Origin of the sequence: Catalinimonas alkaloidigena, from assembly GCF_029504655.1 — a bacterium.
In the GTDB taxonomy this organism is placed as follows: domain Bacteria; phylum Bacteroidota; class Bacteroidia; order Cytophagales; family Cyclobacteriaceae; genus Catalinimonas; species Catalinimonas alkaloidigena.
Genome location: NZ_JAQFIL010000001.1, coordinates 37,615 through 49,695 on the forward strand (window position 1 = coordinate 37,615; position 12,081 = coordinate 49,695).

Annotated in this window: 10 protein-coding genes and 1 riboswitch; of the genes, 8 read left to right on the forward strand and 2 right to left on the reverse strand. The window is 41.6% G+C overall.

The genetic code is table 11. The features are described from left to right. Positions 1–80: 80 nt before the first annotated feature. Both OKW21_RS00150 and OKW21_RS00155 read right to left on the reverse strand, forming a co-directional pair. Positions 81–740: a response regulator gene (locus tag OKW21_RS00150; protein ID WP_277476303.1), complete on the reverse strand. Its 660-nt coding sequence runs from the start codon at positions 738–740 to the stop codon at positions 81–83. Between the two features lie 6 nt (positions 741–746). Then, on the reverse strand, positions 747–2,765 hold the full coding sequence (locus OKW21_RS00155) for a tetratricopeptide repeat-containing sensor histidine kinase (protein WP_277476304.1): 2,019 nt from the start codon (positions 2,763–2,765) through the stop codon (positions 747–749). An 80-nt stretch (positions 2,766–2,845) separates the two neighbouring features. Between OKW21_RS00155 and OKW21_RS00160 the strand changes: the two genes are divergently transcribed. The 8 genes from OKW21_RS00160 (at position 2,846) to OKW21_RS00195 (ending at position 12,008) form a co-directional block, all read left to right on the forward strand. Then, a complete protein-coding gene (locus tag OKW21_RS00160; RefSeq protein ID WP_277476305.1) occupies positions 2,846–3,355 on the forward strand; it encodes an ATP-binding protein in 510 nt (169 codons plus the stop codon). 26 nt (positions 3,356–3,381) lie between these two features. Next, a riboswitch (TPP riboswitch) is annotated at positions 3,382–3,478 on the forward strand. Between the two features lie 53 nt (positions 3,479–3,531). Beyond that, the gene (locus OKW21_RS00165; RefSeq protein ID WP_277476306.1) at positions 3,532–5,826 is read left to right on the forward strand and encodes a TonB-dependent receptor; all 2,295 of its coding nucleotides are present in this window, start codon (positions 3,532–3,534) and stop codon (positions 5,824–5,826) included. 78 nt (positions 5,827–5,904) lie between these two features. Then, on the forward strand, positions 5,905–6,843 hold the full coding sequence (locus OKW21_RS00170; protein WP_277476307.1) for an ABC transporter substrate-binding protein: 939 nt from the start codon (positions 5,905–5,907) through the stop codon (positions 6,841–6,843). Positions 6,844–6,974: 131 nt separating this feature from the next. After that, a complete protein-coding gene (locus OKW21_RS00175) occupies positions 6,975–7,184 on the forward strand; it encodes an ABC transporter substrate-binding protein (RefSeq protein WP_277476308.1) in 210 nt (69 codons plus the stop codon). Position 7,185: 1 nt separating this feature from the next. Next, complete coding sequence (locus tag OKW21_RS00180; RefSeq protein ID WP_277476309.1) at positions 7,186–7,944, forward strand: ABC transporter substrate-binding protein; 759 nt, start codon at positions 7,186–7,188, stop codon at positions 7,942–7,944. 133 nt (positions 7,945–8,077) lie between these two features. After that, a complete protein-coding gene (locus OKW21_RS00185; RefSeq protein WP_277476310.1) occupies positions 8,078–9,820 on the forward strand; it encodes a BamA/TamA family outer membrane protein in 1,743 nt (580 codons plus the stop codon). A gap of 180 nt (positions 9,821–10,000) precedes the next feature. Beyond that, the gene (locus tag OKW21_RS00190) at positions 10,001–11,098 is read left to right on the forward strand and encodes a DUF4271 domain-containing protein (protein WP_277476311.1); all 1,098 of its coding nucleotides are present in this window, start codon (positions 10,001–10,003) and stop codon (positions 11,096–11,098) included. Positions 11,099–11,222: 124 nt separating this feature from the next. Then, positions 11,223–12,008: a uroporphyrinogen-III synthase gene (locus OKW21_RS00195; RefSeq protein ID WP_277476312.1), complete on the forward strand. Its 786-nt coding sequence runs from the start codon at positions 11,223–11,225 to the stop codon at positions 12,006–12,008. Positions 12,009–12,081: the final 73 nt, after the last annotated feature.

Genomic DNA, 12,081 nt, shown 5'->3' on the forward strand with positions numbered 1-12,081 from the left:
AATAAAAAAACTCATGGTTTTCAGTGAGTTTTAAAAATCACGGTTTTCCGTGATGAAGGAAGGGCTATAATTATGGCAGCTTAGTCTACCAGCCCTTTCTCAATGGCAAAGCGAACTAGGCCGGCAGTGTTACGTACGTTGAGTTTTTGCAGCAGATTCTTTCGGTGAGTCTCTACCGTGTTTTGGCTAATGAACAGTTTGTCGGCGATCTCCTGGGTGGTGAATTCCTGTATGATGAGCTCCAGTACTTCTCTTTCACGCCGGGAGAGTCTGGGAATCATAGTGTGGCTCGTTTTACTTTCGGGTAATATGCCTTGCATAAGGGCTTCCTTTACCTCTTCTCCGAAATAGGTATCACCGGCTGCTACAGTGATAATGGCCTGCTGGAGCTGTTCCTGTCCGCTATTTTTCAGCACATAGGCCCGGGCTCCGTGTCTGATCATGGTCTGTATGAAGCTGGCCTCATGGTGCATGGTAAGCGCTATCACTTTGATTTGAGGAAATTTCTGATGCAGCAATTTATTGAGCTCTATACCGTCCATATCCGGTAGGTTGATGTCCAGTAACACCACATCAGGTACTGATTTTTTGAGCTGACGGAGCGCTTCATTGCCACTTGTACTTGCTCCTATTATTCTGATGCGTGCATGATTGACAAACATAGACTGAATGCCATTGATAAACATCTGATGGTCATCAATAATAAATACGCTGATTTTTGATGTGTCTTTAGAACCCATGCTGGCTTAAGTATGTAATAGGACTTCCTTTTCTTTTTGAACTATAGGTACATAAATAAGAACGCTGGTTCCTCTTCCCGGAACGGTGTCTATTTCTAAAGTTCCGTCTACGTAGCTGACACGTGATTGCAGGCTTTTCATACCCAAGCCTCCTTTTTTCTGAGCTTGTTGCAGGTCAAAACCTATACCATTATCTTCTACCAGCAGATTGAGATCTTCTCCCTGTTGTGTCAGTTGTATCATCACTTCGGTAGCCTGTGCATGTTTGATAATATTGTTCATCAACTCCTGAATAATACGGTAAAGGTTTATTTCTACTTTCTCTTCCAGCCTTTTTTTGATTCCGTATACCTGCACATCTACTGATATTTTTTTTGTTTTTTCTATGGTATTCTTCATGTCCAGAATAGCCGATACCAGTCCAAATTTGGTAAGGGTGCCGGGCATCATGTTATGGGCAATTTTTCTCACTTCACCACAGGCCTCTCCCAGCAGTTGGTTAGCTTCCTGGTAAGAGCCAAGCCTTTCCTGTCTGATATGATCCTGTACAGTGCTAAACTGCATTTGTACATTGGCCAGTAGATTACCGAGGCCATCATGCAGGTCTTTGGCGATACGTTTTCGCTCCTCTTCCTGTCCGGCTACCATAGCTTCCATAGAGATGATTTTCTGCTGTTTTTCCAGCTGGTCTACTCTCCGCTGGTGTAGTTCCTCATTTTTAAGGGTGATTAGCTTCTGGTTTTTGATTTTGGCTCTGAAAAAGAAAATCAAAGTGAGGATAAACAGAAAGGCAAGTACAAAAACAACCGTAAGCGCCTTAATTTCAGTGTCTTTCTGTACAATAGTAGCTTGTTGTATTTCCTTATCCCGGGAGAGTAGCACGATCTCTTTTTCTTTCTTTTCTGTTTCGTATTGCGCCTGTAAAGTGTTGATCTGCCTGGTATTAGATTCATTTAGCATACTATCGTGCAGTACGGTATATGACAGGTGATGCTGATAGGCCAGGCGATAGTTGCCCATATGCTCATAAGCCAGGGCCAGCATTTTGTAAGCATCTCTCAAAGTAGGGCGGTCACCTATTTCGGCAGATAGCGCTATAGCCTGCTGAGCGTATTGTTGGGCTTCTAAAGCTTTATTTTGGAGGTTATTCAAAAAAGCCAGTTTCAGGTAGCTTTCGGCGATTTCTTTTCTCTGCCCCAGTTCCTTTCTGATGGTTAAACCTTCCAGCAGAAAATCAGAAGCCAGTGCATAATCCCCTTTTTCTGTGTATACCTCTCCAATATTGGTCAGTTGATGAGCAATACCCCAGGCTACATTTTGAATTTTATCTATTTCATACGCTTTTTGAAAATACATAAGCGCACTGTCAAATTCCAGGGTTTCGGCATAGAGGCTCCCAATATTACTCAGGCAGTTGGCCTGTTGGTTTAAATTCTCCTGTTCTTCAGCTATTTGTAGCGCAGTGTGGGTCATTTCCAGTGATTGCCCGTAGTTTTTAAGTTTCTTGTGAATAATGCCCATGCTGTTGAGAACATCAGCCACCATGTACTGGTCATCTACGTCCTCAGCTATTTTTAGTGCTTTAAGGTAATGCTCCAGACTTTTTTCGTACAAACCCTGAAAGCTCGTAACTACGCCCATGTTAAAGCGAGCCTGCAGGGTATTAGATTCACGTCCGTTTCGCAGGTGAAAATCTATTACTTTTTGAAAATAATACAGGGATGAATCATAATTGCTCTCTAGACGATGGATCAAGCCCCAGTAATGATACACTCTGTGTATACCCAGGCTATCGCCCATTTTTTTGCTTAGGTTTAGGCCCTGCGTAGCGTAATGTTTGCTTTTTTGCAAGTCGTAAAGTAAATGTTGCCAGGTAAGGCCAAAGTAAGCCTTAGCTTTAAGAGAGTCGGGATTAGGAGTCCGAACCACTTTTTCCAGGCTATCAATCAATTCCAGGTTTTGGGAGATGCTTTGATTAATAATTATAAACGAAAGCAGTAAGCTAAGAAAGACAGGAGATTTCATGACAGGCAAGTTTTGACTTTATACAAAATAAAGATTCCTTAGTAGAATTGCTAAACACAGTATTAGAAACGTACCTTAGCATGCAGATAAAAATCACCATCACGGGACCTGAGTCCAGCGGAAAGACAACTTTATCCAGAACATTGGCAGAGAAGTTTAATACGCTCTGGGTACCTGAGTATGCCCGTGATTACATCAATCAGCTCCATCGTCCTTATGAGGAAAGTGACCTGCTGGAAATTGCCCGCGGTCAGTTAGCCAGAGAAGATGAGTATGCCCAACAAACCCGTCAGATATATTTTTGTGATACCAGTTTGGAGGTGATCAAGATCTGGAGCGAGTTCAAATTCAAAAGGTGTCATCCCTGGATACTGGAACAGCATCAAAAACGGAAAGCCGACTTCTATTTACTCTGTGCACCTGATCTCCCCTGGGAGGATGATCCTCAGCGTGAAAACCCTGATGATCGGGAAGAACTTTTTGAAATCTATCAGCAGGAATTATCCGGTGAGCCTGTGCAGGAGGTTTGGGGTGGAGAAGGAAAAAGACTTCAAGCAGCAGAGGAAGCGATTCGTGTTTTGCTTCCTTAACATTTACTTCATAGCTTTGTTACTTTACTAAGTAAAAGGGGTGCCCTATGGTACGGGCTGAGATTATACCCATTGAACCTGATTCCGGTAATGCGGGCGAAGGGAAGGTATAGTAAATAAAGATTTGGGAGCTATCCCCTGGCTTCCTGTTTACTAACCATTTTAAGTTTTTTAACATGCGAGTTTTTTTGTTGCAGATACTGGCTGCATTGATATTGCCAGTAGGTGCATGGGCGCAGGTGACCGTTAGCGGAAAGGTAACGGATGCGCAGACCAACGAAGCATTAGCAGGTGCTAATGTGACAATTGCAGGTACCACCCAGGGTACAGTGACTAATTCTGAAGGTAAATACAGCCTTCAGGTGAATCAAACACCGGCCACGCTCAAAGTAAGTTTTGTGGGCTTTGACAGTAAGGCAGTTAGGATTAGTGCGGAAACAGGAAGTGTAACGAAGAATTTCAGCCTTCCTGCTGCCCGTTCTCTGGAAGAAGTGATGATCAAAGCCATTCGTGCTGACCAAAAAATTCCTGTTACGCAGAAGACCATCACCCGGCAGGAGATTGAGGAAGTTTATGTAGGTCAGGACGCCCTCTTTGTATTGGAAAGAAAGACCCCTTCCATTCTGGCCTATTCTGAGTCAGGGACTAACCTGAGCAACTACGGGCAAATGCGTTTGAGAGGCATTGACCAGACGCGCATCAATATCACACTGAATGGTGTACCCCTCAATGACATGATTGATCAGGGCGTGTTCTTCTCAAATTTCACGGACTTTGGCAATAGTATAGAGTCGGTGCAGGTGCAGCGTGGTGTAGGGACCAGCACCAATGGAACTGCCTCTTACGCTGGCTCCATCAACTTTGAGTCAGTCAACCTGAGAGATAGCGTTGCCAGTGCGGAGGTACAGCTTCTGGGAGGCTCTTTTGATACCTACCGTGCCAGTGGTGAGGTGAAAACAGGCTTGCTCAACGATAAATTTGCCTTCTACACCCGCTTTACCCGCACTACTTCAGAAGGCTATCGCTATCATAGCGGTACGGACTCTTACTCTTTCTTCTTCTCAGGAGGTTATTTCGGAGAGAAAGATATGGTGAAGATTACCGGCTTTACCGGTCGTACCAAAAATGACCTGGCTTACCTTCCCGTGGCTTTGCCCGATATTGAAGCTGATCCCCGCACCAATTATGTCTCAGAAAATGATACGGATGATTTCGGGCAGCATTTGGTGCAGTTAGAGTACACACGCTTTCTAGGTCAGAATACTTCATTAGTATCCTCTGTTTACTATGGAGGAGCAGGGGGAGACTTTCCGGCAGGTTTTCCGGACGAAGAGGGTAATTTCATGCAGATCAATTACCCACTCTTCAATGACCACTATGGCTTTATGTCATATCTGAACCATACTTCTGATAATGGACAATGGGAGATAAACGGAGGCCTCCACGCTTACACTTTTCAGCGGGAAAATATAGAAGCTATTATTCCCAACTATGCAGAGCCGTATTACCAGGATGAGTCACGAAAAGATGAGTTGAGCTTATTTGCCAAAGCCAGCTACGAATTGGGTAATCTGATTCTTTTTGGTGACTTGCAATTCCGCACTGTCCAACTGGACATGACGGCAGACGAAACTTTCCTTGGTCAGGAAGCCGCTATCCCTACCCGTAGCTGGACATTTTTTAACCCCAAGGTTGGGCTAACGTATGAATTGAACAGCTATATGAATTTGTATGCTTCTTATGGCAGAAGTGGTCGGGAGCCTACACGTACGGATATTTTGGGCTCTACCCAGATCAATACTTTTAACCTGGAGGATGCTCAGAACCCGGATGCCGTGCAGGCTGAGTATGTCAATGATTTTGAAGGCGGCGTGCGCATGAGCAACAGCCAGCTTTCTGGTCAGGCCAATGTTTTCTACATGCAGTTTGAAAATGAAATTGCACCCATTGGAGAAGCTATTCCCGAAGGCTTTATCCAACTACGGAAAAACATGCCCAGCAGCTATCGCCGTGGTGTAGAGGTAGACTGGGAGTATCGCCCGGTTACACAGTTTACCTTCAGTGGAGATGTAACCTATATGCAGAGCCAGATTGATGAGTACGCCCCGGAAGGTGCCGATCAGGTGTATACGAATGTAGCGCCGATCATCAGCCCGGAGTGGATTGTTAATGCAAGCTTGGAGTATAGACCAATCAATTGGCTTACTGTAGCCGTGAGTCCACGCTATGTGAGTGAGTCGTATCTGGAGCCTACCAATCAGGAAGATTTGGTGTTGCCGGAATTTTTTCTGCTGGATACGCGAGCTACACTTTCTTTCGGGAAACATACTCTAAGCCTGCAACTCAATAATTTACTGGACAAAGAATACTACAGTTATGGGCAGCCGGTAAGTTATAATGGTCAATTGGTCCCCGGCTATTTTGTGCAGCCTCCCCGTAATTTTTATGCTATCCTAAGGCTAAGGTTTTAGCCGATCACACTTTTACAGTTCAGCGTTCACGGTTTTTCAGACTGGGGGCGCTGAACTTTAAACACAAATACTATTCATATGAAACTAAAAATAGCGCTGGACTGGACACCCAACGTAATTCATGCAGGAATGTATCTGGCCCAGCTTGAAAATATATTTGCAGAACACGGACTGGAAGTAGAATTAATTTCTACCGATGTTGATAATTACACCAAAAAACCGATTGAACGCCTCATTGAAGGTGAGGTAGACATTGCCCTAGGCCCTTCCGAACATCTGATCAACTATCGTCTGCTCAAAGAAGAAAGTTTTCCTGTCAAGGCCATTGCTACCGTGATGCAGGAAGAAACCAGTGCTTTCGTTACGCTCAAGTCCAGCGGAATTGATCGCCCGGCTAAGCTGGATGGAAAAACCTATGCCGGGTATAAAACAGTGCTGGAAGAGAATTTGATCACGACCATAATTCGCAATGATGGAGGGAAAGGAGAAATTGAGCTGACTACTCCTCCACGCCTTAGCGTATTTGATGGCTTTCTACAGAGAAAAGCGGATACCTGCTGGGTGTTTATGCCCTGGGAAGGTATCATTGCGCAGCAAAAAGGATACGAACTGAATGCTTTTCACCTCAAAGATTATCAAGTGCCTTATGGGTATTCTCCGATACTAATGACATTGGAAAGTACTCTTAAAGAAAAGGGGGCAGCTTTGCAGCACCTTTTACAGGCTTGTGGGCAAGGCTATATTCGGGCTGCAAGCGAGCCGGAAAAAGCCGCTGCATTTCTGGTACAGGGTATAGCTCACAGTAATTTTGAGGATATCAGTTTTATCATGCGTGCGATGCAGGTCATTGCTCCTACATTTTTAAATCAAAATGACCGCTGGGGAGTTATGAGTAATGAACGATGGAATGATTACACCCGGTGGTTGATCAAACATAAAATGCTGAAAAAAGCAGATGGTATTGTATTGGAAGAAGCTGATACGGAAAGTTTCTTCACCAATACGCTGCTGGATTAATCGGATGAAGAGCCTCATTGGCTCTTCATCGTTTTTATGTTTTCCTCCACGAAGTGATAGCACGCGAAATATTAGCACATTTTTTATTCTGAGCTTTGAAGTTATAAAGGTTGAAAATAAATTTTTTTGACATGAAACTTACATTGGCACTCGACTGGACGCCCAATAGCATGCATGCTGGAATATTGGTAGCAGAAGCAAAAGAATATTTTGAAGACAATGGCCTTGGTTTGGAAATAATTAACCCTGCTTCGGATAATTATGCCACAACTCCGGCCAAAAAGCTTTCACAAAAGCTGGTAGACCTGGCCATTGCACCCTCTGAAAGTGTGATCATATAATATGCGTAAAGAGCCTACTCCTTTGGTAGCAATCGCTGCCAATCTGCAAAAAGATACCAGTGCGATAGTAGCGTTGGAGCATAGTGGTATAGATAGACCTAAAAAAATGGATAATAAAACTTTCGCTTCGTATGAGGCAAGGTTTGAAAACGATATGATTAGACAGTTGGTGAAAAATGATGGAGGAGAGGGTAGTTTTAAAATCAGCAATCCTGCGGTACTCAGTATGTGGGAAGCATTGCTGGAAGGCAAGGCAGACGCTAGCTGGGTTTTTCTTCCCTGGGAAGGGATGAAAGCAAAGTACGAACGGGATAATCTGAAATTTTATGCTTTTCAATTGGGAAACTATGACATTCCTTATGGCTATTCTCCACTAATCATTAGTCATCAGGATGTAGTAGATCAGAAAGGAATAGCTATCAAAGTGTTTTTAGAAGCAGTAGAAGAAGGATGGCGCTATGTATACAATTCTCCTGAAAAAGCGGCTAAAGAGCTGCATAAGCATGCTAAACAATCTGAGTTTGAAAATTTGGCTTTTTTAGAAGAATCACTAACAATGCTTCAGCCTGCCATTAATACTTCTTACGATCGCTGGGGATTTATGGAAGGTGAACGCTGGGTAGGCTTTATTGACTGGATGATACGGCATCAAATCCTGCAAGATGAAGAAGGGGTACCCATGAACTACGGGCAGATAGATTCTTCTATGTTGTATACTAATGAATTTTTCAAATGGCATGAAAAGAATAAGGCTTTTTAACGCCCACTTCTTACCTGCACGATCATAAATTCTTCCTGAGATTCTTACATCTCAAATATGATGACATATTACTTTTTTGCTTTTCAAGCTTTTTTGGTGAGCTTTACAACTGTTCCTGTTATAACGTATTTGGATGAAGGTCAGGGAGTTATCAGTAATTTTTGCTTACATGCTTATGTGGCTTTTCTCTGCACAAGAGGGAGCAGCGCAGGCTGTAATATTGAATGGTAATGCAGAAGACAAAAAGATACTGAAAAACTATCCTTTTGAAGCAGAGGTTACCGATAGTTTGAGTGCTGTGCAATTCCTTAAGGAACTCATTAGCCGTCTACAGGGAGATGGCTATTTTACTGCCAGTGCTACAGTATTAGAAAAAGTAGATGGTAGTCGTTGGCAGTCTCATATCACCCTAGGTGAACAATACCAATGGGCATATCTTGATCCCGGAAATCTGGATCCATTGATGCAGGAGCGTTCAGGTTTTAGGGAGAAATTTTTTCTGCATCGCCCCTTCTCCTATCAGGATCTGAACAAAATGATAGAGCGCATCCTGCAGGAAGCCGAAAATAGTGGCTTCCCATTTGCCAGTGTTCAACTCACAGAAATAAAAGTGTATCAAGGAGAGGTGAGTGCAAGTCTTCATTATGAATCCGGGCCTTATATCACATTTGGAGATTTACAGCTTAGCGGTACCAACAAAGTAAAAGCAGATTTTCTTGCTTCTTACCTCAAAATTCCTTCAGGCAGCGCGTACAGTGAAAAAAAAGTTGAGCAAATTACGCAATCCATACGAAGCTTACCATATGTCGAAATGACAGTTCCATTGGAAGTGAGCTTTCAAAATGATGAGGCAGAAGTACATCTTGCACTAGCAAACCGTAAGGTAAACCAGATGGATGGACTGGTGAACTTACTACCTAATGAAAATGAAGGCGGAATATTGCTAACAGGTAGCCTGGAAATACTGCTTAATAACCTGATGAAAAGCGGAAAACAATTGAGTTTGCAGTGGCAGCGCCTCCAAGTTGAATCGCAGCAATTGTCAATTAGCTATCAGCATCCGTATCTGTTTCGCACTCCTTACCAGGCAGGTTTTTCGTTTAACCTCTTGAAGGAAGATACGTCGTTTATCAACCGTAGTCTTGCCTTTAATCTGTCTTATCCACTTCCTCGGGCCAGTCTGATTAGTTTAAATGTCGATTTTCGAAGCAGCAGTGTTCTTAGTGACCTGGATTTACAGCCAATGAATTCTGGTACATTGGGAGAAGTTGGTGATTTTGGCTTACTGAACTTAGGCATCAATCTACAACTCAATCGTCTAAATGATGTGTTGTTACCTACAAACGGATGGAGCTTTTCCAGTACTATAGGAGTAGGAAGAAAGCATATCACATCTACTACTATAGAAGCCGATAAGCAAGTGAGCTGGCAACCCTTCTCACAATTGACACTGAGGCAATATTATAGGTTGGGTAAGCTTTGGGTACTCTATCATCGTCTGAGTGGAGCATATTTGGCAGGAGAGAGTTTGTATCTGAACGATTTGTACCGGCTGGGTGGTTTACGGTCTTTGAGAGGCTTTAACGATAATTTCTTCTATGCATCTTATTATGGTATGTCTAATCTGGAAGTTCGCTTATTGCTAGAACAGGCAGCACAGACACAATCTTATTTGTATATTTTTTACGATCAGGCCATTTTAGGGCATCAGCTGGCAGAGCATTATCAGGAGAGGCCGCTTGGTTTAGGGCTGGGGCTAAGCATTACTACAGATGTGGGAGTGTTTAATTTTGCTTATGCAGTAGGCAAGATAAAATACCAAACTTTAGATTTTAGCTTATCAAAAATCCATTTTGGGTACATTAGCCGATTTTAATCTTAATTTTGCAAATAGCATTAAAATTTATTACATCAAAATCACCCCCTAATGGTAAGGCACATTAAATTTGCGGTATAATAAGTGCTGCGTTTTGTTAGAATAAGCTAGTTTGGTAGATATCTTATGAGAAATTATTTCTTGATTTTAATATGTTCTTTACTCAGTGCTAATGTACTCATGAGCAAACCCTTACCTGAGGCTTGGCAGAGTCAGTATGAAGTTATCAAAAACCTCAATAGGGAGTGGGTCACTATTGACGATAACAATCGTTATGTGCCTTACATAGATAAGAGCATGGCAGAGGTCCCTGTAGTAGGAGTTATTCTTGAAGTATCAAGATACAGTAGTAACAAATTGCTGGTCTGTACTCCTGCTAATAGCGCAGTGCTTATCGAGAAGAAAATATCTTCTTATCATCAGGAAGAAGCTTGTGTGCTTCTTGACGTAGATAGCTTGAAAACAGTATATCAGAAAGATAAAATACTCATCTCTGTATTTCAGTCCAAAAAAAAGTTTGAGAATGTAGGAATCTGGGCAGTACAATCTAAGACTACCTCTGCACTGCACAGTGCTAATTTGTCTTATAAGAGAGACATCAGTATTCTTCAGGATTTTTTTACATCAGCTATACTTACACTTTTGATTTTCTATGCTGTACTCATCAACCAATACCCAAGAATTTATAAAAACTTATATAGCCTGACGCGTGTATTTTCGTTTAAGGTAAGGGAAGATAATAGTAGAATTCGCTTGATTAATGAAGCACATATTATGTTCCTTATACAGCATTGTTTTTTGGTAGCGTTCTTGTTCATCATGTTGGTTTCTACGACTGACTTAATACAAGTTGAAGTACCTTATCTTGATTTTCAGCCTACTACTTACGTTAGGTATATGCTTTTGTGGGGACAGGTATCCCTGTTGGTGTTAGCCGCTATATGGCTGAAGTATATTATTGTAATGCTTTTTGGTACACTTTTCAAATTGAGACAACTTCGCGTTCTCTATATGCTTGATTATATGCGGATGTCTTTGATTTATAGTGCCTTCCTTTTTGTATTGCTGATCATCATTTTTGCGGGTATAGGATATTATAATAACTACTATTTTAATCTGATTATTTATCTTTTTATTTTACTGGCTTCACTTCGGGTTATCGTTCTGTATTTCAGGCTTTTCAGGAGTGCCTCATTTAGAAATATATATTTATTTTCGTACATTTGCGTCGCAGAAGTCATACCCTTATTAATAGGCCTTGAAATACTTGTTATTTGATTTCTTAATTACAGGTATAAATAATGGAACAGAATTAATATGATTTATTCTTTGTTTCATTAGGGTGTGTTATTCATCAATGAAGCCCGTTATATAAAATTTACCAAAATAAATAGGTGTTAGTATGAGCGAAAGCACGATCAAAATCCCCAAAGACAGGTTATACAAAGTAAAAAGTATCCTTGTTTCACAGCCCGAACCACAAAATGAGAAGTCTCCTTATTATGACCTTGCCCAAAAATACAGTATTCAAGTAGACTTTAGACCATTTATAGAAGTAAAGCCCGTAAATGTTAAGGACTTTAGGAAGCAGAAGGTAGATATTCTTGAACATACGGCGATTATTTTTACTAGCAGAAACGCAATTGACCACTTTTTTAGCATATGTACCGAGCTTAAAATTGAGATGCCTGCTGAAATGAAGTATTTCTGTATCTCAGAGCAAACAGCTAATTATCTTCAGAAGTACATTGTGATTAGGAAAAGAAAAATTTTTACAGGATTTAGAACTGCTCAGGACCTTATTGAAATTCTCAAAAAGCATAAAGGTGAGAAGTATTTATTCCCCTGCTCAAGTATTCGTAAAAACGATATTCCTGATTTTCTAGAAAAAAATGGGTATAAATATTCCGAGGCGGTAATGTATGAGACTGTGGCGGCCGACCTTTCTGACCTGGCAGATGTAAACTATGATGTCATTGCTTTTTTTAGCCCGTCTGGAATCAATTCACTGTTCGTAAACTTCCCTGATTTTAAACAAAATAGAACAAGAATAGCCGCTTTTGGCCCTACTACTGCCAAAGCAGTAGAGGATGCAGGCTTATTTCTGGATATTCAGGCGCCTATCCCTAATGCGCCTTCTATGACTGGGGCACTTGAAGCCTATATTAAGGAAGCAAACAAACAATAATTATTTTTTTCAATTGGATTATTGTAAACAGAGGTACAATTAGATACATTAGTATACGTTGTATGTTATACCT

Bases quoted from the DNA above. Each gene is read 5' to 3' on its own strand.
- OKW21_RS00150 (WP_277476303.1), bottom strand. From the start codon at position 740: ATGGGTTCTAAAGACACATCAAAAATCAGCGTATTTATTATTGATGAC.
- OKW21_RS00155 (WP_277476304.1), bottom strand. From the start codon at position 2,765: ATGAAATCTCCTGTCTTTCTTAGCTTACTGCTTTCGTTTATAATTATT.
- OKW21_RS00160 (WP_277476305.1), top strand. From the start codon at position 2,846: ATGCAGATAAAAATCACCATCACGGGACCTGAGTCCAGCGGAAAGACA.
- OKW21_RS00165 (WP_277476306.1), top strand. From the start codon at position 3,532: ATGCGAGTTTTTTTGTTGCAGATACTGGCTGCATTGATATTGCCAGTA.
- OKW21_RS00170 (WP_277476307.1), top strand. From the start codon at position 5,905: ATGAAACTAAAAATAGCGCTGGACTGGACACCCAACGTAATTCATGCA.
- OKW21_RS00175 (WP_277476308.1), top strand. From the start codon at position 6,975: ATGAAACTTACATTGGCACTCGACTGGACGCCCAATAGCATGCATGCT.
- OKW21_RS00180 (WP_277476309.1), top strand. From the start codon at position 7,186: ATGCGTAAAGAGCCTACTCCTTTGGTAGCAATCGCTGCCAATCTGCAA.
- OKW21_RS00185 (WP_277476310.1), top strand. From the start codon at position 8,078: ATGAAGGTCAGGGAGTTATCAGTAATTTTTGCTTACATGCTTATGTGG.
- OKW21_RS00190 (WP_277476311.1), top strand. From the start codon at position 10,001: ATGAGCAAACCCTTACCTGAGGCTTGGCAGAGTCAGTATGAAGTTATC.
- OKW21_RS00195 (WP_277476312.1), top strand. From the start codon at position 11,223: ATGAGCGAAAGCACGATCAAAATCCCCAAAGACAGGTTATACAAAGTA.